Origin of the sequence: Moraxella sp. CTOTU47616 (genome assembly GCF_032017465.1) — a bacterium.
Taxonomy (GTDB): Bacteria; Pseudomonadota; Gammaproteobacteria; order Pseudomonadales; family Moraxellaceae; genus Faucicola; species Faucicola tetraodonis.
Genome location: NZ_DALZPU010000001.1, coordinates 233,435 through 256,605 on the forward strand (window position 1 = coordinate 233,435; position 23,171 = coordinate 256,605).

The following is a 23,171-nucleotide window of genomic DNA, read 5'->3' on the forward strand; positions in this document are numbered from 1 at the left end:
AATGCCTTTAACTTTAGATGATTTTGATTATCAACTGCCCGATGAACTTATTGCCCGCTATCCGTTAGCGGTGCGCTCCGCCTCTCGATTGCTGTATTTGCCTGCCCATGGTCAACCCAAAGACCAACAATTTGTGGATTTGCCAGAGTTGTTAAATAGTGGTGACTTGGTGGTGTTTAATGACACCAAGGTCATGAAAGCAAGGCTGTTTGGGCAAAAAGCCAGTGGCGGCGCGGTCGAAGTATTGGTTGAGCGTATTTTGCCCGATGATGCTACTAGCAGCCAAAAGCACACAGCGTTGTGTCATGTACGCGCCAGCCGCAGCCCAAAAGAGGGGCAAACGTTGAGCCTTGCCGATGGTAACATTCATGCCACGGTAATGGGGCGTGAGGACAATTTATTTTTGCTAGAATTTGACCAACCGATATTGCCTGTGCTTGAACACTATGGTGAACTGCCAATTCCGCCCTATTTTGAGCGCCATGCCGATGACAATGACGAAACCCGCTATCAAACGGTATTTCATGACCCAACCAAACTTGCCAGCGTAGCCGCACCGACAGCAAGCCTGCATTTTGATGATAACGTATTGGCTGCACTCAATTCCAAGGGCATTAATACCGCCTTTGTCACGTTGCATGTCGGTGCAGGCACATTTGCCCCTGTCAAGACAGAGGATGTTTTGCGCCATAAAATGCACTCAGAATATGCCGAGTTGCCCCAAGCGACTGCCGATTTGATTAACCAAACCAAAGCCCGTGGCGGGCAAGTGATTGCAGTCGGTACCACGGTGACACGGGTGCTAGAAACGGCGTTTCAAAAAACCGCTAACTTTGAAAACCCAGTGCTATCGGCTTGGTCAGGTGACACCGATATTTTTATTTATCCATCATTTAGGTTTGGGGTGATTGATAAGCTCATCACCAATTTTCATTTGCCAAAATCCACGCTATTGATGCTGGTGTCAGCTTTTGCAGGCAGTGAGCCTATCAAACAGGCTTATCAACACGCCATCGAGCAACGCTATCGTTTCTTTAGTTACGGTGATGCGATGCTCATTGATTCAATTAAAGTTTTTTAAGGTGTGAAATGTATCAATATTTACCAAATGTTTGTTATTACTGCGGTATTAAATTACAACCTAACACCTTAACAAAAGAACACGTTCCGCCCAAAGTCTTTTTCCCTAATACCGATAGAGATAACCTTATCACTGTTCCATCCTGTCACTTGCATAATTCTGGAAAATCAAATGATGATGAATATTTATTTCAAATGCTTTCAATACAAATTTTAGCTAATGAAAAGGGGCAAAACTTAGGAACAGAAAAAGGTGTGGCGAGTATTCGCAGAAATCGAAAGTTTATGAAAGAACTTGCAAAGAATGCGAGTGTAGTTTACGTTGATGAAGAAAAAAATGGAAAACTAAAACCAACATTTGCTTTTAATATCGACGACACTCGGATTTCTAACAGCATTCAAGCCATAGCAAGGGCTTTGTATTTTTTTGAATTTAATAAGGTATTCTTAGGAAAAATTACTGATTACAATGCGTCACTTGTTTCCCTAGATGAAAACAACTCAATAGAAATTAACCAGTCACTAGAAAACACAAGAAAAGTGATAGAAAGAAACTTTCATCATGTTGAAAAGAAAGGTTCTAATCAAGAAATTTTTTACTATCAGTTTTTAGAAGTTTATCCATATTTAGGTTTTTCATATGCTCTAAAATTATGCTTTTATGAAGGCATAAATTTTGTTGTATTGTTTAGAGAAAACTTAAAAACTAAAATTAAGCCTTTGATTATTAGTTTGAATAAAATGCTATAATATTTTATTTTTAAGAAAATCTACCATGCAATTTACCTTACACAAAACCGCTGTAGGCGAGAGCCGTGCTCGCCGTGGTACGGTTCATCTCGCTCATGGCGATGTGCAAACCCCTGCCTTTATGCCTGTCGGTACTTATGGCACCGTCAAAGGCATGCTGCCGCGGGATATCCACGAAATCGGTGCCGAAATCATCTTAGGAAATACCTTTCATTTGTGGCTGCGCCCAACGACCGATGTCATTGACAAATTTGGCGGCTTACATGACTTTATCGGTTGGAACAAGCCGATTTTAACCGATTCCGGCGGTTTTCAAGTCTTTAGTCTGGGTGCAATGCGTAAAATCAAAGAAGAAGGCGTCTATTTTCGCTCGCCCATTGATGGCGCAAAGGTGTTTTTATCCCCCGAAATATCGATGCAAATTCAATACTCACTGAACTCAGACATCGTCATGCAGTTTGATGAATGCACGCCTTACCCTGCGACGCCTATCGAAGCGGATACATCGCTTGAACTATCACTGCGTTGGGGCGAGCGCTGTAAAAATGAGCATGAAAAACTGGGTAACAAGAATGCTTTGTTTGGTATCATCCAAGGCAGTATGTATCGCAACCTTCGCGAAAAGTCCCTAGAAGGGTTGCTCGCTATTGGCTTTGATGGTTATGCCATTGGTGGACTGTCAGTCGGTGAGCCAAAAGAAGAAATGATGGCGGTGCTTGATTACTTACCCGATGATATGCCCGCCGACAAGCCCAGATACCTGATGGGCGTGGGTAAGCCTGAAGATATCGTGGAAGCGGTACGCCGCGGTGTTGATATGTTTGATTGCGTGATGCCAACACGTAATGCACGAAACGGTCATTATTTCACCACTTTTGGCGCCGTTAAAATTAAAAATGCGGTGCACCGTTTTGACCAAAGTCCGCTTGATAGTGCGTGTGATTGTTATACTTGTCAGAATTTTAGCCGCGCCTATTTGCATCATTTGTTCAAGTGCAATGAAATGCTATCGGCACAGTTGGGCACCATACACAATTTACGTTACTATCAGCGCTTGATGGCAGATATTCGTCAGTCTATTGAAGATGATAAGTTTGATGCGTTTGTCGATACTTTTTATCAGCAGCAAAACTTACCAAAATCTGATTTGCATTTGACCTAAAAACCACCTAAAAAAAAGAGCCGATTTGGCTCTTTTTTACTTTTCAGATGCTGCTGTTGATACGCTAAAATACGCTAAATAGCAACGCTATCCTTTCTTACAACCTTATCTTACCACGTTATCTGACTAAACCACGTTCACTATGAATCAGGGAATCCAATAGCAATTGTACCAAAGGTTCTTGGGGTAACAGTTGCTCGCTCACCGCGACAATGGCTTCTTCTTTGGTCAATCCTGAACGGAAAATCACCCGATAAGCTTGGCGCAGATAATCGATGGTTTGCTTTGACCAACCTTTGCGGCGCATGCCTTCGATATTAAGACCATGGCTTTTGGCAGGGTTACCCGATACCATGTTAAAAGCCGCAACATCTTTTAAAATCAAGCTTGCACCACCAATCAAACTATAATCATCAATGCTACAAAATTGGTGAATACCTGAATTACCACCGACAATCACATGGTTACCGATGCGGACATGCCCCGCAATCCCCACATTATTAGCCACAATGTTGTCGCTCCCAATCACGCAATCATGCGCAATATGGGTATTGACCATAAACAGATTACGGCTACCAACGCGTGTGATGCCTTTATCTTGTACCGTGCCGCGATGAATGCTACAGGCTTCGCGAATGCGATTGTCATCACCAATTTCTAGCCACGTCTCCTCGCCTTGGTATTTGAGATCTTGGCAGTCTTCGCCGATGCTAGCGAATTGAAAAATCTGGTTGCGCTCACCGATACGGGTAAACTTGCTAATGACGACATGGGGGTGAAGCACGGTCTGCGCCCCAATTGTGACATGTTCACCAATAATGCAATACGGCCCTATCTTGACCGACGGGTGTATCGTTGCAGTGGCATCAATAATCGCCGTTGGGTGAATCGTCATGAAAAATCCTTATACCAGCCCACTATTCAAGGAGAACTAAAAATACAGGTTTAGCTGAGACCATAGGCAAAGCTAACTATAAACAGCAGGTTAAAATAAAAACGACATTATAGCATTTTTACTAAAGTATGCCATTTTTATCAAGGATTTTGCTTAACTTAAACAGATTTTATCGGTATAGCTTACCCAAACGCGCCTTATTCAAGCCATGTAAAAATGATGTTAAAGTCATGACTGGTGATATTGGGTACGCTGCTCTGCAATGGTGATTTCGGCACTGGCTGCCAACTCATCACCCACGCACGCTGTGCAACTAAATTTATAGATACTGTGACGCTCCATGGTCTTTTCGGCGCGTAAAATGAGCTGATCACCGGGGATGACTTGACGTTTAAAACGTACTTTATCGACCCCAGCAAACAGATAAATATAACCATCTCTTGGTTTGACATTTTTGCTGATAAAACCCAGTACACCCGCTACCTGCGCCATGGCTTCAATCATTAACACGCCTGGCATGATAGGCTCTTCAGGAAAATGACCATTAAAGAAAGGCTCGTTAATGGTGATGTTTTTAACACCGGTAATCCACTCATTGGGTTTTACCGCAGTGACTCTGTCTAATAGCATAAAAGGATAACGGTGAGGCAGATAATCACGTAACACAACGGCATTGAGAGGTAATGTCACCCCAATCTGTGCAAGGCCAGCGATGTCTTCATCAATCAACTTATCAAAATCCATGGATATATCCTTTATACTTTTAAATCATCTTTATCAAAAAAATAGATTTGTGAGAAATAGCTATTGTAACGGTTTTAAGATTGAGTTTACAGTTGTTTTCTCAAATTATTTGATGGATAAAGGTAACGATTAACTTTTTGGTTTGCCAAGTTGCTTAAAATTAATATACGCTCTTTTCCATAAGCTATTGGGCATCACTGGCATGCCTGAAGAATATACCCCCGGTTGGTGAATCGATTTGGTTACCATCGTCATGCCAGTAATCGTGACATCATCACAAATTTTGATATGACCTGCAAAACCTGATGCCCCGCCAATCATGCAGCGTTTACCAATTTCTGTACTGCCAGCAATCCCCACACACGCTGCAATCGCCGTGCCAGCACCAATTTTTACATTATGGGCAATTTGCACCAAATTATCGATAATGACATGATTACCGATAACCGTATCATTCAGCGCACCACGATCGATACAGGTATGGCTGCCTACGCTGACATGATCGCCCAGTATCACTCGCCCCAATTGGTGAATTTTTTGCCAACCTGCTTCATCTGTACTGCCTTTAGGCGCAAAGCCAAAGCCGTCATTACCAATGCTGGCATGACTGTGCAAGCTGACATGTTTACCCAATACACAATCATGCCCGATATAGACATGCGGCGCAATTAAGCTACCTTCGCCAATCACGACATTGGGCTGAATATTGACTTGGGCATCAATCTTGACGCCATCACCAATGACGCAGTTATCACCAATTTGGCTATACGCCCCAATACGCACGTTGTCGCCCAATTGCAGATTGTTACCCAAAATAGCCGTCGGATGAATCAAACTAGCGGATAAATTAGGGTTGACTGTCTGATGATACGCTTGCGTCGGTTCAAACAATGCCGTCAGTTTGGCATACGCGGCATAAGGTGATTTGACCACGATGGCAATGCTATGGTCTGGGCATTTTTCCTGCAAGGATGCGGGGACTAGCACGGCACCAGCGCCCGTGGTTTGCAATTTTGATTCAAATAGAGGATTGGCGATAAACGTGATATCGCTGTCGGTGGCATCCTCAAGAGAGGCGATTTTGGAAATTTGTTTCTGCAAATTTTGGTCGGTTTGCGCATCCCCTTGGTCAATGACGTCACTAGCTAAAAAATCCAAAATTTGTGCGATGGTGAACGCCATTTGATTACTCCAATCGTTTGCTTAAAATTTGCCTTAATTTTACACACAAAATAAAAAACGCAATAGTCGAATATTGCGTTTTTGATAAAACCTCTGCGCTTAAAAAATATTATTTTACTTGATCGTTAATCGCTTTGGTAAAATCTGCCGTTACATCCCATTCAGGTTTGACATAACTAACGGTTCTATCACGATTATCAATGAGCACATCAATATTTTTTTGACGCACAATATTTTCTTTAATGGCTTGGATTTTGGGGACAATTCGCTGCATCACTTCTGACTCATTGGCATCAATGATGGACTGGATTTGACTGGCAACCTGTTCATAGTTTTGTAGGTTGGTTTGAATTTGCTTACGCAAATCATCCTTTTGTGCTTGGGTCATCTGAGCGTTTTGCGTGGCATATTGTTTTTGCAAACGCTCAATGGTCGCTTTATAGCTGTCAAGCTGCTGCTGCTTTGGTTTGACCGCCGCTTTCACCACGCCAATTTTGGTTTTGGCGATGTTAGTATTGTTGATGGCAACTTGGGAATTCCAAACCGCAACGGTATTGGCAAACACTGGCATTGCCAATACACTCAAAATACTCGCTGTGGCTAACTGAGTCATTATTTTCATATACATAGACCTTTTAGAATGTACGTCCAATTTCGAACTGTACATTGTCGATTTTATCTTTATCTTTATCGTTGAGCGGAACGGCATAGCTTAATGAGATTGGACCAATTGGGGTAATCCAAGTGAAGCCTGCACCCGCGCTAAAACGCATGTCATTGTCTTTTTCATTTAATAGCGATACGGGATTGCCACCCACTGTGACTTTTTGGTCATATTTATTGGTGGTGTCAAACACTTGTGCCCCTTCAACAAATAACACGGGACGGATTTGGTATGCCCAATCGCCTTTAAACGGCATCGGCAAGATTAATTCAGTACCCACTTGCGCGAGTGCATTACCGCCAATCTCTTCTGGGTAATTATCGACCCCATTATAATTCTTCACTGGGTAATAACGATTACTGGTAGGACCTAAAGTGGCATTCTCATAACCACGCACTGAGCCATAACCCCCTGCGAAGAAATTTTTCCAGAAAGGTAAATCGTTACCATATCCTAACTTGGTATAACCGCGTAGTACGGTATTTTTTAGGAATGGGCGATAGTAGTTTCCTTGATAGACCAGTTTTTGGTAAGTGGCATCGCCAAAGGCCAGTTCTAAATTGACGTTATGGGACATACCTTTGGTTGGAAAACGTCCACGGTCAAGCGTGTTCATATTCCAGCCTAAATTTAGGCTCGCGGTATTAAATGGGTCTGATTCGAATGATTCATTGCCATCGGAGTCTGAACCTATTTCAAGATTGCCCTCGTCTTTTAAGTATTGATAGTTTGATACCGCTAACAAAGCGCCTGCTTTGATTTTGGTACTATCAAGTGTGAGACCAGCACTTAAACTCTTATTTTCATCAATCGGGTAGCTAAAACCTAAGGTGCCACCATACGAGTCTGTTACATAGTTTGAAATGTTTTTTCTGTCATATTTGGTTTTGCGTGTATAGATACTGGCACTTTGCGATATCCCATCTGGGGTAAAGTACGGGTTGGTATAGCCCAAATTATAACTATCTAACGTCTCAGAACGCGATAACGAAATATTGACTTGATTACCTGTACCCAAAAAGTTGGATTGACTTAAACCTGCTTGGAAAGTGATACCACCACTTTGTGAATAACCAGCCGCAATGGTACTGGTACCTGATGGCTGCTCCTCTACTGCGACATTGATATCTACCTGATCGGGGGTGTTGGGGACAGGTTTGACATCCATGTTGACAGTTTTGAAGAAGCCTGTACGCATCAAACGCGTGCGCGACAAATCGATTTTTTCATTGGCGGCCAATGCGCCTTCCATTTGGCGCATTTCTCGGCGCAATACTTCATCTGCGGTTTTATTATTGCCGGTAAAATTGATACGGCGCACATACACAGGACGCACAGGATCAATAAAGAAATCGACATCTACCGTGCGAGTGTCCTCATTGATACGGGGCACTGGGCGGATTTGGGCAAAATAGTAGCCATCGTTACCATACAGTGTGCCAAGATTTTGTAAAGTTGTCGTCATTTGACGTTGTGAATAACGCTCACCTGGCTTAAATGCTACTTGCTTACGAAGCTTGTCGGTATCGTAGTTGGGCGTACCCATAAAGTTGACATTACCAAATTTATATTGCTCACCTTCAGTAAGATTGAGCTCAATAAACACTTTGTCTTTTTCTGGACTTAAATTAATAGTGGCATCATTGATGGTGAATTTGACGAAGCCCGCGTTTTGGTACATGGCGGTGACATTTTCTAAACTTGCCGCAAGCTTTTCTTTGGCATAGCGGTCAGATTTGCTAATCACATTGATCCATGAGCTTTCTTTGATGCTCATCGCCTGTCTGATTTCTTTGTCGCTAAAATGTTTGTTACCAATTACCTTGATATCGACAACACGCGCCGCTTTACCTTCAACAAAATTAAATTTAAGCGCGACACGGTTATTATCTAAAGGCGTTTGGGTCACTTTAACTTCGCTATTATAATAACCTTGCTGATTGTATTGCTGTTTTAACTCATTTTGCACTTGCTCAACTGTCGCCTGTTTTAATACATTGCCTTCTACGATGCCAATACGTTTTAGGCCTTCGGTCAATGCTTCTTTTGGAATGAGTTTATTACCCTCATAAGTGACATTTGCGATAATTGGGCGCTCTACCACGTCAAATACCAACTTATTGCCTGATTGGGAGGCTTTAACGTCTGAGAAATTACCCGTTTCATAGAGGGCTTTGATACTAGCTGCGATATTGGCATTGTTTGCTACTTCACCGGTATTGACAGCAAGCACGGGATAGAGGTTATCAGCGGATACCCGTGTCAATCCATTAAATTGAATATCACTCACGGTAAAATTTGCCGCTTGTGCATACGAGGTAACGAGTGCTAACGGTGCAACCAAAAATAACGCTGAATTTCGCATATAACTTGTTTCCGAATTGACGACTGCCCAAAGATAATGCATGAAACCTGTCACTTTTAGGTATCCAAAATTAGTTAGCCAAAGGTATTTATCTAGGTTTGTATCTAGGTTTGGTAATCTAAATTTAGTTCGCTAAAAATGACAACTGCTATCAAAAAGGGTGACTTGATTAAACTTCTAGTAATAGTTTGTCTTTGATGGGTAACTTGTATTATCAAAGTACAAGAGATCCGTAAATAAATTTTACTGGCATAAGGTAAGCTAAATTTTGCGTAAAGTCTAGCGAAAAAACAAAACTACAAATCAATATTTTAGCCAAATTTGGGTCGGTTAAAACAAGCGTGAGATATCGTTACCAATCGCCAACAGCATGAAACCTGCAAGCAAAACTAAACCAATATTCATTCCCATCATTTGTACTTTTTCAGGCATAGGTTTACCAAAAATAGCCTCATAGGCATACATGACAATATGACCCCCATCAAGCACAGGTACGGGTAATAAATTGAGCACAGCAAGGCTTAAACTGATAATCGCCATAAATGACAATACCGCTTCCCAACCGATGCTAAAACTTTGATTGGCGACTTTGGCAATGGTAATGGGACCTGATAGGTTTTCAACCCCAATGGTGCCCGTCAACATTTTACCCATTGATTTGAGGGTCATGGCACTTAAATCGACAGTTTGATGCACGGATTTTTCGACCGCTTGGATGGGGGTATATTGAATGGTTTTTATATACTCAGGTGGCGGCGTAATCTTAGATGCCGCTGCAGCTGCGCCAATTTGTCCAAATCGATTGCCCATGGTATCTTTTTTTGCTTGTGGCATGATTTGTAAGGTGATGATTTTGCCTTGGCGCTGCACTTCAAGGGTTAATAACTGCTCGGGGCTTGATTTGACAACCTGTGAAAACGCCAGCCAATCGCTCACCGGTTGACCGTTGACACGGGTGATGGTATCACCGACTTGCAGACCTTGACGGGCAGCAGCGCTATTTGGGACAATTTCACCGACCACCGCCGGAATTTTTGGTTGCCACGGAATCGCACCTAGACTATCAATCGGATTGGTTGCTTTACCCGCTTCTGCTTTCATAAAGCGCTGTATCGGCACGGCGACATTGGTTTGACCTTGCGCGCCATTCACCGTTAAATTAACTTGCCCCGACTCGCCCATGCGATCGGCTAACGCATAGTTAATATCCTGCCAACTTTGGATGGGTTTATTATCAACCGCAACAATTTCGTCACCAACTGTGAGACTGGTTTGACTGACGGGTGAATTGGGCAAAATACTGCCGACTTTGGTCGCCAATACTTGGGTTGGGGTGATAAATAACAGCCAATACAAAAAAATCGCAATCAGTAAGTTCATCACCGGACCTGCTGCGACGATGGCGATTTTTTTCCAAGGTTGTTGGGTATTAAAGGCTAAATGACGTTCGGCCGGGTTAACTTTGCCTTCTCGCTCATCGAGCATTTTGACATAGCCGCCAAGCGGAATCGCAGAGACAGCGTAATTAATCCCCGTTTTTTTACTTGTCCAGCTTAGCAGCTTTGGACCAAACCCAATTGAATAGGTCAATACCTTGACACCGCATAGCCGAGCAACAATGTAATGCCCCCACTCATGTAGCGCAACCAAAGGTCCTAGTACCACAATCGCAGCTAAAACGGTCAAGATGAAATTCATGGGTATCCTTTTGACAAAATCACAGGCTAAAAATAATTTAACTATCGGTATATTAATAAGTTATGTAGTCATTTTTAACGATTATCAACCAGTGTTGCCCACTATTTTTAAGCCTTTTTTAAGCACTGTTTAAGCTTAAGCGTTTAAATCGGCAATACATTGGTGTGCTTGTTCACGGCTTAGTTTATCGACCGCCAAAATCGCTTGCAATGACCCAATCGGCTGTTTTTCGGCTTGCAAAAGCACTTTTTCATTGATATCAGCAATATCGGTTAAACGGATTTCGCCATTTAAAAACGCTTGAACGGCTATTTCATTACTGGCATTCAAGGCGATACACGCATAGCTACCTTGTTGCATGGCTTGATAGGCCAACCTTAGGCATTTAAACTTTGCTAAATCAGGTCGGACAAAATTTAAATTACTTAACTTAAAAATGTCTAATCGCTCCACCCCACTGCTGATACGATTGGGGTATGCCATGGCATGGGCAATTGGGGTACGCATATCGGGACTGCCTAGCTGCGCTAAAAAACTACCATCGTTGTATTCAACCATAGAGTGCACGATGCTTTGCGGATGAATGACCACTTCAATCTCAGAGACTGGTATATCAAATAAAAAACTTGCTTCAATCAGCTCCAAGCCTTTATTCATCATGGTGGCACTATCTACTGATATTTTTTGACCCATGGACCAGTTAGGGTGTTTGACAGCCTCTGCAACGCTGGCGCGTTTCATATCATCGAGTGTTTTGTGTAAAAATGGCCCACCTGAGGCGGTTAACCAAAGCTTTTTAATACCATGGTTATCATCATGAATGGCATTGCGCTGTTGTTGCACCGCAGTAGGCAAACATTGAAAAATGGCATTGTGCTCACTATCAATTGGGAGCAATTTGGCATTTGACTGCTTGACGGCTTTAATCATCAGCTCACCTGCCATGACTAACGCTTCTTTATTGGCAAGCAAAATCGTTTTACCCGCGTTAGCCGCTGCCAGCGTTGATGGCAAGCCTGCAGCGCCGACGATAGCCGCAACCACCATATCCACTTCTGCTAGCGTGGCAAGCTCAACCAGACCTTGCTCACCAATCAAAATCTTGCAGCTTAGCTGAGCCTCGCTGAGCATCTGCGCAAATGTTGTTTCCTTTTCTTTAGCAACACAAACATACGTTGGCTTAAATTGCTGGCAAATACTCAGCAGTTTATCCAGCCGTGAAAACCCTGTCACCCCGACCACGTTATACAAATCAGGATGCTGGCTAACGACCGATAGCGTACTATCGCCGATAGAGCCTGTTGCGCCCATAATAGCAATGTTTTTTTGCGGTATAGTGTGAGTTGAAGATAGCATTACAAAGACCTAGTAAGTTGCGGGCAGACGGCAGTTAAACCTAACATTTTGCTTTTACAGCGGCAAATTGCCACTGTGATAAGCATATTAACACGCGAGAAGATTTTTAAGCATCAATCGACAAGCAGTTGCGCAAAAAAAGATTGAATGAAACACAAGCTTGCATTGATTAGTGAATTAAACAAATTGATATTGGCTAGATTGGTATTGAACAGATTAATATTAAGCAGATGTGAAAATTTTTGAAAGCTAAACCCAATGTAGCATTAAATTAAGCCGTAAAATTTCATCGCCCAAAATCCCAACGCAAAAATTGGCACGGCTGAAAGCTGCGAATCAATACGATCAAGAATGCCCCCATGCCCTGGTAATAATGCCCCGGCATCTTTGACGCCTGCATGGCGCTTTAGCATACTTTCAAATAAATCACCGAACACGGACATGATGATAGTGAGCAACGATAACAGCAAAAACAATCCAATAGCCGTCATCGACCAATCGTTTAACAACCCAAACGATACGCCAATCACCACAAGCGTACCCGTGGCAAGTCCACCAAGTAAGCCTTCCACACTTTTATTGGGTGAGACGTGCGGGGACATTTTGCGTCTACCAAGTTTTCGTCCGACAAAATAAGCACCGCTATCCGCGCACCACACCAATACAAACACATATAGCAGCCACCAAGCTGAAAGTGACCACAGATAATACATCGCAGTAATGGCAGATGACAGTATAATCATACCGATGACGTATAAATGCTTACCATACCAAGCTTGCGTATTGTTGGGATAACGGCGAATCCAGCCAATCGCTACCAACCAAATCAGCGCCGCAACCATCCAAAAAAACACCCAAGAGGCTATACTGCCAGTCAGCTTTGCTATCGCCAATAACACACTGACAACCCCTAGCATTAAAAGGGTATACATATAATCGATTGGTTTGGCAGGTTTGGTGGGAATTTGGGTGGTAGGCGGCACATAACTGCCGGGATTTTGTTCAAGCGACGGCATGAGCTTTGACCACTCAAAAGCCCCAAAACCTGCACCGACTAACAATAGCGGCAACATCAAAATAGGCTCGCGGGTAGCAAACATTGCAACGCCAACAATCACTAACAAAATAATGGCGGTTCTAATGCGTTCCCACATGACAATTCCTATTGATTAATTAAAAGCCCAAACCTAATAATTGCTCGCTGGTCTTACCAAATCGACGCTCACGACCCATGAAAACATCAATCATTTGGTCTAATTCAGCCGCCTTGAAATCTGGCCAAAGCGTTTCGGTAAAAAATAACTCAGCATACGCACATTGCCAAAGTAAAAAATTAGAAATGCGGTAATCACCCCCTGTACGGATTAACATATCAACGGCTGGTAAATCCGATAGTGACAGGTGGCGTGCAAAATCGTCTTGGGTAATGGCATCGGCAGTAAGCGCGCCTTGTGCGACTTGCTTGGCAACTTGGCGGCAGGCATTGACGATGTCCCATTGACCGCCGTAGCTGATAGCAATCACCAAACTCATTTTAGTAAAATGGGCAGTTTGCTCTTCTGCATCTTGCATAATCGCGCGTAAATGCGGCGTCAAGGCATCCCTATCGCCGATAAAGCGCAAAGAAATTTGATGACGCAGCATCCGCGGTAATTGGTCATGGACGGTTTGCTCAAGCAGCTTCATTAATAGCGCCACTTCATTGGCTGGGCGCTGCCAATTTTCGCTAGAAAAAGCAAACACCGTCAACGCACGTATACCAATATCCATGCAATGCTCAACCAAAGGGTCTAAATTATCTTTGCCGGCAATATGCCCGCCACCGCTTGGTAGCCCATGTGCTTTTGCATAGCGGTTATTGCCATCCATAATGATGGCAATATGTTGTGGCATTGCTACCTTTGACTCAACCATGACCTACTTCTTATGAATTGGTTCTTTTATTGGATAAATAACGATTAAACGGCCATTAACTCTGCTTCTTTGCTAGAGAGCATTTTATCAATGCTATCAATGTATTTATCAGTCATTTTTTGGATGTCGTCATTGGCGCGGCGTTCATCATCTTCTGAGATTTGCTTGTCTTTTACCAAGGCTTTTAAGGCATTGTTGGCATCACGGCGGGCATTACGCACAGATACACGGCGCTCTTCGGCTTCATGACGTGCCAACTTTTGCATATCTTTACGGGTTTCTTCTGTCAATGCGGGTAGTGGTACCCGAATCACTTCTGCGCTCATTGGGTTGAGACCCAAATCTGATTCACGGATTGCTTTGTCCACTGCCTGCACCATGCTACGGTCAAAAGGCTGCACTAACAGGGTACGCGAGTCTTCAACGTTGATGCTCGCCACTTGATTAAGTGGCATCTCAGAGCCATAGTAAGACACCATCACACCCTGTAAAATACCAGGATGGGCGCGCCCTGTACGTAATTTACTAAAGGCATTTTCCAAGGCTTCAATCGCCTTTTTCATTTTGTCTTCACCTTGTTTTTTAATATCGTTAATCATGTTGCATCCTTTTAAAACTCTGTATGTCAAATTTAGAAATTAGTAATTGATAACTTTGGTGCCTTCTGCCTCGCCCATCACCACATGAAGCAGCGCGTTGGGTTTTGCCATATCAAATACTTGCAGCGGTACGTTATGCTCACGCAGCAACGCAATCGCAGTCAAATCCATCACCCCCAATTTTTGATCTAGCACTTGGTCAAAGGTGAGTTCGTCGTATTTGACGGCATCGTCATGGTTATTTGGATCTTTGTTATACACGCCATCGACTTTGGTGGCTTTTAGGATTAAATTGGCTTCAATCTCGATGCCACGTAAACATGCTGCGGTATCCGTGGTAAAAAACGGATTGCCGGTACCTGCGACAAACACACACACTTCATTGTTTTTTAAATAGCGAATGGCATTGCGGCTGCTGTAGTTTTCAGTCACTTCACCAATTGGCAAGGCTGACATCAAACGGCATTTGATATTACGGCGCTCTAGGGCGTCACGCATCGCCAAGCCATTCATCACGGTCGCAAGCATACCCATTTGGTCGCCTGTGACACGGCCCACCAAGCCTTGTTTTTGTAGCGCAGCGCCACGATACAAATTGCCACCACCGACCACGATACCCACTTGCACACCCAATCCTACCAAGTGGGCAATCGCAAGACTCATGTTGTCTAATACGCCTGAATCAATCCCCATATCATTTTTGCCTGCCAGGGCCTCGCCAGAGAGTTTGAGCAAAATACGTTGGTAACGGGGAGCTTTATCAGACATGGTTGACCTCTTGTTGGCTGTTGGATAACAAATAATGCAAATGGCGAAATTTTAACAAAATTAACGGTTTTTAGATAGTGTAAAGATAATTTCAACAGTCATTTTAATTTTTACCTTATTCTAACCTTAAAAATTCAATCGGCTTTAGTCATCAAACTATCAAGTCGCTATATTAATGTGTAGATTATTAATGCGTGGCTGAATGAGAAAACAGATTAATCACAATCACACCCAATACAATTAGGCTCATACCCACGATAGCAGGTAAATCCAGTTTGTTACCCAAAATAAAATAACCAATGATAGCGGTCAACACAATACCTACCCCTGACCAAATGGCATAAGCAATCCCCAGTGGTATGATTTTGATGACTTGTGAAAGAAGATAAAAAGCAATGCCAAAACAAATCACGGTGGTGATAGTGGGCAAGGGTTTGCTAAATCCCTCTGATTTCGCCAAAAAAGTTGAACCAGTAACCTCACTGACAATCGCAATCCCTAAAAGACCATACGCTAACATTGATTGAGACATGACAATCCTTATCTTTATAACAATTCACCTGTAAAACTGGCAAAAAGGTCATACTCATTGGCTTCATCAATGGTGACGGTCAAAAATTCACCGACTTTAACCGATGCATCAATATTATCTACATACACGTGACCGTCAATTTCTGGCGCATCGGCATAGCTACGGCAAATGGCGATATTTTCTTCTTCATCAATCTCATCTACCAGCACTTTTAAGGTTTTACCGACTTTCTCAGCCAGTTTTTCGGCACTGATTTGTTGCTGTAGCGCCATCAGTCGTTCATAGCGTTGTTGTTTGATAGCTTCTGGCACAGGGTTCGGCAAATCGTTTGCCACCGCGCCTTCTATTTCTGAATAGGTAAACGCCCCTACTCTGTCTAATCGCGCCTCTTTGAGCCAGTCAAGCAAATATTCAAAATCTTCTTCTGTCTCCCCAGGGAAACCCACCACGAAGGTGGAACGAATGACAATATCGGGGCAAATCGAGCGCCAAGTTTTGATGCGCTCCAGTACGTTTTCGCTATGCGCGGGGCGCTTCATGGCTTTGAGCACATTGGGGCTGGCATGTTGGAATGGGATATCAAGATATGGCAGTAGCTTGTCCTCACTCATCAGTTTCACCACAGCATCGACATGCGGGTAAGGATAGATGTAATGCAAACGCACCCAAATGCCCAGTCGATTGAGTGCCTCGCACATATCGTAAAATTTGGATTTGATGGGCATGCCATTCCAAAAACTGGTTTTATATTTAAGATCTACCCCATAGGCTGAGGTATCTTGCGAGATGATTAATAGCTCTTTGACGCCTGCGTTTTTGAGCGCAGCCGCTTCAGTCATGATACTGTCAATCGGGCGACTAACGAGGTCACCACGAAAGCTTGGGATAATACAAAATGTGCAACGGTGGTTACAGCCTTCGGATATTTTGACATACGCATAATGTTTTGGCGTAAGCTTAATGCCCGCATCATTGATTAGGTCAATTTTTGGGTCGTAAGTTTTTGATGGTGCGGGTTTTGGCACATAATGCGACACGGCATTGACGACTTCTTCATAGGCATGTGCGCCAGTCACCGCAAGCACGGCTGGGTGCATGGTTTTGATTTTTTCGGCATCTTTGCCAAGGCAGCCGGTGACAATCACCTTGCCGTTTTTGGTAATCGCCTCACCAATGGCGTCAAGCGACTCTTGCACCGCAGATTCGATAAAGCCACAAGTATTGACCACCACCAAATCTGCGCCATCATAGTCACTGGCGACTTGGTAGCCATCACGGCTAAGCTCGGTGATAATGCGCTCGCTATCGACCAAGGCTTTGGGGCAGCCAAGCGACACAAAACCAATCTTAGGCGCTTTTGTCGTTGCTATATCTTGAGCCAGTTGGTGCGCCGTTTGGCTGGCGCTTTGACCTACAGTACGGTTTTCATTATGATTGGCTTGGTGGTGGGTGGCGGGTTTATTGGTAGCTTGGGGATTAAAAACTTGCGGTTGGCTTGGCATGACTTTCACTTTTAAAAAATTTAATCTGACTATTTTACTAAGTTTTGCTGTTTTTACCAAATCAACTTTTTAATTTTTCATCGACTCAAATTAACTGTATAGGTAAAAATTTCAAATGCTAAAAAAATCAATCTATTGTTCATAACCTATTGTTCGTAAAGTCCCTATCAACTGTAGCACTCCCCATCATGACTATTCAATATGAACCATACCCTGAAAAAACACTATTGATGATGATTTTAGTTCAAACAAATTTTAGAAAAACTATTTTAAATCAATATTTTATAAAAAATCCGCCAAATTTTGACGGATTTTTTGTTTTAAATATTCAACTCATCCCACAATTTTTCTAGGCGTTTATCTGATACAGGCACGCGGGTTTTCATCGGCTGGGCAAACAGCTGAATCCGAAACTCCTCAACCAACCAACGATACGGCATAATTGTCTCATCATTACCCTTAACAGATAGCCTTTCCATGTGTTTATCAAGTTGATACACGGCATCAAGATCGGCATCCAAATTGTGCTCAAGCCTATCAAGACGCACCAACAACGCCTGCAAATAACGCGGATATTGCTGCCAATCTTGATAACTCATGCGGTACACAAAGTCCGACAAACTCAAATCATCGAGCTGGTCTTCGATATCTTCGATACTTTCTTCAAAAATATCACGGTCAAGTAACAGCAGTTTTTGGCGAACCTGCTGCCACTGCTCATACACCGATTTTAGCTGGGCTAGTACACTTTGCCCAACGCTCAAGAAATTGGCAAGCACCACGGCTTTGGCTTGGTTAAATTCATCTAACGTCAAAGGCAACTGATTGATGGCAATCACCAACTCTTTATCATGAATCCCTGCCGTGAATTTTTCATGGTCAAACTCTGCAACAAATTTTTCAAAAGTGGCATCAAGCGTGGCATGAATCAGCAAATCTTTGAGTCTATCAAGCTCACCAAGCGGCGCAAAGGCAAGTTTAAAGTTTTTATCAATTTGGCTGGTAAGCTGTCTGGCTTTTGCTCCGAGCTCATTGCCGATTAAAGCAAGCAAGCCTTGACGGTGTTTGTTGAGTGCCACACTGACATCGGTAAATTGCTGAATAGACACAGCGTTTTTATCGCTATAGCTCGGCTGTCCATCGGCAACCAGTGCCGAAAACTGCTTGATCATCACGCCTGCACTGTGGCGGTTTTGCATAAAGTTAAAATGCTCGGGAAACTCGCTATGTACGCCTTTGCCACTGGCTACAGCCTGACTTGTGGTGACTTGATGACGCAGTTTTAATGCGTCAATATCTCGCCCTTTTTCAATCAGGCGGTTTTTGTCATCCACCAGCGCAATTTGTGGCTGCAAATAGGTTTCAACCTCGCTTGGGTTAAAGTCTTTTGGCGCTACAAATTGATTGTTTGCCCCACGTACGCCGCGCTGGTTTAAGGCATCGCACAGTTGCTTTAGCAGTCCGCCATGGTGGTTTTTTTCTAGCATGTCAAAAATTTGTTTGGCGGTATCGGGCACGGGCACAATTTGACGGCGAATATCTTTGGGCAACGTCTTTAATAGCTGCAAAACTAGCTGATAGCGCCACCCTGCAATACCCCACAGTAATTCAACCGCATCAACCTGTGGTAAGGCAACGAGCGGGACTTTAATGGTCACGCCATCATCGTCGCTGGTCGGGTCAAAAACATACGACAGCGGTAGTTTCAGATTGCCCAGTTGCCACGTTTCTGGGAAAGCTTGGGTAGCGGGTGCTTGTTCGTTCAGTACATCTTTATCACTAAAAAATAAAAACTGTGGCTCCGTCTTTTCTACTTCTTTTCGCCAATCTTCAAATACTTTGCGACTAGCGATATGCTCAGGCACTCGCTTGGCATAAAAGTCGTATAATTGCTCTTCATCAACTAATAAGTCTCGACGTCGCAGCTTATCTTCAATCAACGAGACATCAGCGACTTTATCTATATTATGCTGCAAAAATGGCGGCAACTTGCCCTTTTTACCATCGCCTGTAGACGGGGCATTTAAATTGCCTAAGACCAAGGCATCTCGCAAAAAGATTTCTCGAGACTCGCTAAGGTTGACCCGCTCATAATTCATCAATTGTTTGTGTACCACAATCAGACCAAATAGGCTGATTTGGGCGTATGCCTTGACATGCCCCGTTTTGGCTGACCAATGCGGCTCAAAATAATGGTATTTGAGCAAATCCCCTGCCATCGCCAAAATCCACTCTGGCTCAATTTTGGCAGCGGTACGCATAAACACCTGCGAGGTCTCAACCACCTCAAACGCCATCACCCATAGCGGATTTTGCTTAAACAAAGTACTGGCAGGAAAAATCTTGGCTTTGTGCTGACGCGCGGTGACATACTCGCCGCGTTTGGCTTTGATTAGCTTGCCGCTTTTGTCGACATCATTGACTTTTTGGGCAATAAACGATAGCAGACCCGTGAGCAATGCTCGGTGAATAGGCACATAACTGGCGGGCTCTTGGTTGATGGTTAATTTTAAGCCATCCACCATTTGCAACAACTGGCTATGGGTTTGTTGCCATTCACGTAAACGCGGCGAGCTTAAAAAATGTTTTTTGGCAAAGCTTTTACGTTGGCTGTTGGTTAATTTGTCGTTTTCATACGGGCTTTGCGCGATTGGTGTGGCTTCATCCTCTAGCGTTGCATTTTTTTGACGGTCAAGATCACTGCTTTTAAATCCACTGCTTTTGAATCCACCGCTTTTAAATCCACTGCTTTTAAATAAAGCCCCATGAATTGCCTGCCAAAGACTGAGATAAAATAAAAAATCGCTGTCGGCTTGGCGAAATAATGCGTGTTTTTGGTCGGCTTGGGTTTGCTTATCGCTCGGGCGTTCTCGAGGGTCTTGCACTGACAAGCCCGATACAATCACCAATAGCTCTTTGAGACAACCGTATTGCTCACCTGCAATCAGCATACGTGCCAAACGAGGGTCTATGGGCATTTTTGCCATCATTTGACCGACTTTGGTGAGTTGATTGGGATGGCGTTTGGATTGACCTTTGCCTTTGCCATTGTTACTGTCATTAGCTATGCTTAGGCTATTTTCAGGTTTTTTGGTGGCAATCGCACCCAATTCTTCTAACAGTTTACGCCCATCATTGACCAGTCGATTGTCGGGGGGCTGGATAAAATCAAAGTTTTCTACCTCGCCCAGACCCAAGTTTGCCATTTGCAAAATCACCGACGCCAAATTGGTACGCAGAATTTCAGGCTCGGTAAATTCCGGACGGCTGGTAAAGTCTTCTTCTGAATATAAACGGATACACACGCCCGCCGCGATACGTCCACAGCGACCTTTTCGTTGATTGGCGGCAGCTTGGCTAATCGCTTCAATCGGCAGACGTTGTACCCGCGAGCGATAGTCATAGCGTGACATCCGAGCAAACCCCAAATCAATGACGTAGCGGATATTGGGCACGGTCAAGGCGGTTTCGGCAACGTTGGTGGCGATGATAATGCGGCGACCGCCTGTCGGGTGAAAAATCTGCTGCTGCTCGGCAAAACTTTGACGGGCGAATAACGGCAAAATCTGGGTATGACGGGGCGCATATTGGTTTAAAATATCTGCCAAATCATGAATTTGCGCTTCTGTTGCCGCAAAAATCAAAATATCCGCTTGGTCAGCATGCCCTTTGCTGGCAGCGTCTTGGTAGCACTCTTCCACCGCTGCGGTAATCGCTCGGGGCAAGTTTTCTTCAACATCATCAAAGCTGTCATCATCCGAACCTGTGACAATCTCCTCCGTCAACGGACGGTAGCGCACTTCCACAGGATAACTGCGACCTTCAACCACAAATACAGGCGCGGGCGTCGCTTGTTTGGTTTTACCATCAACGCTAGAAAAATACTGGCTAAACCTTGCTGTGTCGAGCGTTGCCGATGTGATAATCACCTTTAAATCGGGACGTTTTGGCAATAGACGCTTGAGATAACCCATGATAAAGTCGATGTTAAGACTGCGCTCGTGGGCTTCATCAATGATAATGGTATCATAGCGGCTCAAAAACTTGTCATGCGCCATTTCGGCAAGCAAAATACCGTCGGTCATCAGTTTGACAATAGAATCGGCTGAGCCTTGCTCAGTAAAACGCACTTTAAAGCTGACTGTCTGTCCGAGTGTTTCTCTTAATTCTTCAGCAATGCGATTTGCCACACTACGCGCCGCTAAGCGTCTTGGCTGTGTGTGTCCGATTTGCCCTGTTACCCCTCGCCCGGCGAGCATGGCAATCTTAGGTAATTGGGTAGTTTTGCCTGAGCCTGTCTCCCCTGCCACGATGATGACTTGGTGGTCTTGGATGGCTTTGATGAGTCTATCGGCTTGTTGGCTGACAGGCAAATCTTCGTTGAGATGTATGGTTGGCAGACTGGCGATACGGCTTTGCACCCTGTCTTGCGAGTGTTTGAGTTGTTTTTGGTAACGGTCAAATCTTGACGTATAGTCTTCGCTTTCTTTGTCTTTGATTTGTTTTAATTGTTGGGCAAGGCGTGACAGATAATAGCTGTCTTTTGCCATGACAGGTAATTTTACACCATGGTGCTTGTCTGTTTGGGGCTTGTCTGGTTGATAATCATTTAATGGTACAGCAGTCGATATAAGTTCTTTCATTCACTTAGGCTATTCTTATGGTAAACATTGCCTAGATAATGTGGTATGAATAAGCTAAAATCAAGCGTTATCCCTATTTTTAAGCTATCGGCTAATTATTTTTATGACAATTAATTTTTATGACATTTGTGTTTCACATGAAAGGAGAATTTATGAGTTTATTAAAAACGGTTGAAGTCATTCACAACCCTAATAACTTGCCGATTGACAGAGCCGTGATTTGGCTACATGGACTGGGCGCAAATGGTCATGACTTTGAACCGGTCGTCCCTGACTTAGGACTCGATGGCAACCATGGCATACGGTTTGTGTTTCCGCATGCTCCCGCCATTCCTGTAACCATCAACCAAGGCTATGTGATGCCAGCGTGGTATGATATTTTAGAAATGTCACTGGACCGCAAAATCGACACCGCACAGATTGAACAATCCGCCCGCGCGATTGGAGAATTAATCAAGCGTGAAGCCGAGCGAGGCGTGGCACCTGAGCATATCGTAATTGCTGGATTTTCGCAAGGTGGTGCGGTCGCCTATCAAACCGCGTTAACCTATGACAAACCATTAGCCGGACTATTAACCCTGTCGACTTATTTAGCGACCAAAGACAGCCTAACTTTAAGTGATGCCAATAAAAATCTAAACATTGCCATTCATCATGGCACACAAGACCCTGTTGTCCCAGTACAGCTTGGGCAAGAAGCCAAAGCATGGCTTGAGTCAAAAGGTTATCAGCCGCAGTTTTACAGCTATCCGATGGCGCACCAAGTGTGTATGCCGCAACTCAAAATTATCGGTAAATGGCTAAATGATGTGTTGGCCTAACGATGTTTTAGCATAATTTTTTAGCCAAAAAAGAGCGTACCTGACTTAGGTACGCTCTTTTGGCAATTAGCCATTCATCTTTGGTAATCGTTTGAGTAAGATAAATAACCAATAATTCACCAAACCCAATAAAACAAAATCCACCAACCAAACCGCCATCAATCCCCAATGATTTTGATAGCCGTATTTTAGTGCAACCATACCACTGCCCCCCAAATATACAAAAGTGAGCATACTTAAAAGCAATAGCGCGTATGGGCTTTTGCCTTTGACGATATAAGGCGTTGATAAGAGCGCGGGTATCAACCACAAAGCTTGCCAAGCAATTCCGCCGACCATAGTAGGCTTTGCACTTGCCAACCAATGTGTCAATAGCGGTACTGCCAGCAATCGAAACCCCAGCCAAAGCCACCAGACTATGGTTAAGCGTCGGTGGATGGGATATACGGGTTTTGGCGCAGATAGTGAGTGCGTGGCTTTTTTTCTCATAACGCTT

19 protein-coding genes are annotated in these 23,171 nt (G+C 43.8%); 4 read left to right on the forward strand and 15 right to left on the reverse strand.

What is annotated here, in order from left to right; translation table 11 throughout:
- Position 1: 1 nt before the first annotated feature.
- The 3 genes from queA to tgt are packed head-to-tail and all read left to right on the forward strand — an operon-like array spanning position 2 to position 2,992.
- Entirely contained in the window at positions 2–1,081 is a 1,080-nt protein-coding gene (gene queA, locus RTS10_RS00980) for a tRNA preQ1(34) S-adenosylmethionine ribosyltransferase-isomerase QueA (RefSeq protein ID WP_312538778.1), read from the forward strand.
- A gap of 8 nt (positions 1,082–1,089) precedes the next feature.
- Positions 1,090–1,830 (forward strand): HNH endonuclease, encoded by a 741-nt coding sequence (locus tag RTS10_RS00985; RefSeq protein ID WP_312538779.1) that lies wholly within the window; start codon positions 1,090–1,092, stop codon positions 1,828–1,830.
- 25 nt (positions 1,831–1,855) lie between these two features.
- Positions 1,856–2,992 (forward strand): tRNA guanosine(34) transglycosylase Tgt, encoded by a 1,137-nt coding sequence (gene tgt / locus RTS10_RS00990; RefSeq protein ID WP_312538780.1) that lies wholly within the window; start codon positions 1,856–1,858, stop codon positions 2,990–2,992.
- Between the two features lie 118 nt (positions 2,993–3,110).
- On the opposite strand, the gene lpxA is transcribed toward tgt, so the two are convergent.
- From lpxA to hrpA, 14 genes are all read right to left on the reverse strand, one after another.
- Entirely contained in the window at positions 3,111–3,887 is a 777-nt protein-coding gene (lpxA, locus tag RTS10_RS00995; RefSeq protein ID WP_007116793.1) for an acyl-ACP--UDP-N-acetylglucosamine O-acyltransferase, read from the reverse strand.
- Between the two features lie 228 nt (positions 3,888–4,115).
- On the reverse strand, positions 4,116–4,631 hold the full coding sequence (gene fabZ, locus RTS10_RS01000; RefSeq protein WP_203171797.1) for a 3-hydroxyacyl-ACP dehydratase FabZ: 516 nt from the start codon (positions 4,629–4,631) through the stop codon (positions 4,116–4,118).
- A gap of 129 nt (positions 4,632–4,760) precedes the next feature.
- Entirely contained in the window at positions 4,761–5,813 is a 1,053-nt protein-coding gene (gene lpxD / locus RTS10_RS01005) for a UDP-3-O-(3-hydroxymyristoyl)glucosamine N-acyltransferase (protein WP_312538781.1), read from the reverse strand.
- A 109-nt stretch (positions 5,814–5,922) separates the two neighbouring features.
- Entirely contained in the window at positions 5,923–6,435 is a 513-nt protein-coding gene (locus tag RTS10_RS01010; RefSeq protein WP_312538782.1) for an OmpH/Skp family outer membrane protein, read from the reverse strand.
- Between the two features lie 13 nt (positions 6,436–6,448).
- Complete coding sequence (gene bamA, locus RTS10_RS01015) at positions 6,449–8,842, reverse strand: outer membrane protein assembly factor BamA (RefSeq protein WP_312538783.1); 2,394 nt, start codon at positions 8,840–8,842, stop codon at positions 6,449–6,451.
- A 330-nt stretch (positions 8,843–9,172) separates the two neighbouring features.
- Positions 9,173–10,540, reverse strand: a complete 1,368-nt coding sequence (gene rseP / locus RTS10_RS01020; protein ID WP_312538785.1) for an RIP metalloprotease RseP — start codon at positions 10,538–10,540, stop codon at positions 9,173–9,175.
- Between the two features lie 135 nt (positions 10,541–10,675).
- Positions 10,676–11,896, reverse strand: a complete 1,221-nt coding sequence (ispC, locus tag RTS10_RS01025) for a 1-deoxy-D-xylulose-5-phosphate reductoisomerase (RefSeq protein ID WP_312538786.1) — start codon at positions 11,894–11,896, stop codon at positions 10,676–10,678.
- A gap of 266 nt (positions 11,897–12,162) precedes the next feature.
- Complete coding sequence (locus RTS10_RS01030; RefSeq protein ID WP_312538787.1) at positions 12,163–13,050, reverse strand: phosphatidate cytidylyltransferase; 888 nt, start codon at positions 13,048–13,050, stop codon at positions 12,163–12,165.
- A gap of 19 nt (positions 13,051–13,069) precedes the next feature.
- On the reverse strand, positions 13,070–13,810 hold the full coding sequence (uppS, locus tag RTS10_RS01035; protein ID WP_312538788.1) for a polyprenyl diphosphate synthase: 741 nt from the start codon (positions 13,808–13,810) through the stop codon (positions 13,070–13,072).
- A 44-nt stretch (positions 13,811–13,854) separates the two neighbouring features.
- On the reverse strand, positions 13,855–14,409 hold the full coding sequence (gene frr, locus RTS10_RS01040; RefSeq protein WP_007116803.1) for a ribosome recycling factor: 555 nt from the start codon (positions 14,407–14,409) through the stop codon (positions 13,855–13,857).
- Between the two features lie 39 nt (positions 14,410–14,448).
- Positions 14,449–15,177 (reverse strand): UMP kinase, encoded by a 729-nt coding sequence (gene pyrH / locus RTS10_RS01045; protein ID WP_095355537.1) that lies wholly within the window; start codon positions 15,175–15,177, stop codon positions 14,449–14,451.
- A gap of 187 nt (positions 15,178–15,364) precedes the next feature.
- The gene (locus RTS10_RS01050; protein ID WP_312383404.1) at positions 15,365–15,709 is read right to left on the reverse strand and encodes an SMR family transporter; all 345 of its coding nucleotides are present in this window, start codon (positions 15,707–15,709) and stop codon (positions 15,365–15,367) included.
- Between the two features lie 14 nt (positions 15,710–15,723).
- Complete coding sequence (gene rimO / locus RTS10_RS01055) at positions 15,724–17,211, reverse strand: 30S ribosomal protein S12 methylthiotransferase RimO (RefSeq protein ID WP_312538790.1); 1,488 nt, start codon at positions 17,209–17,211, stop codon at positions 15,724–15,726.
- 320 nt (positions 17,212–17,531) lie between these two features.
- A complete protein-coding gene (hrpA, locus tag RTS10_RS01060) occupies positions 17,532–21,761 on the reverse strand; it encodes an ATP-dependent RNA helicase HrpA (protein WP_312539004.1) in 4,230 nt (1,409 codons plus the stop codon).
- A 245-nt stretch (positions 21,762–22,006) separates the two neighbouring features.
- Here hrpA and RTS10_RS01065 point away from each other — a divergent pair, with 245 nt between their 5' ends.
- Entirely contained in the window at positions 22,007–22,675 is a 669-nt protein-coding gene (locus RTS10_RS01065; protein ID WP_312538792.1) for an alpha/beta hydrolase, read from the forward strand.
- A gap of 66 nt (positions 22,676–22,741) precedes the next feature.
- Here the strand turns inward: RTS10_RS01065 and RTS10_RS01070 are convergent, their stop codons facing one another.
- On the reverse strand, positions 22,742–23,164 hold the full coding sequence (locus tag RTS10_RS01070; RefSeq protein WP_312538793.1) for a hypothetical protein: 423 nt from the start codon (positions 23,162–23,164) through the stop codon (positions 22,742–22,744).
- Positions 23,165–23,171 lie beyond the last annotated feature (7 nt).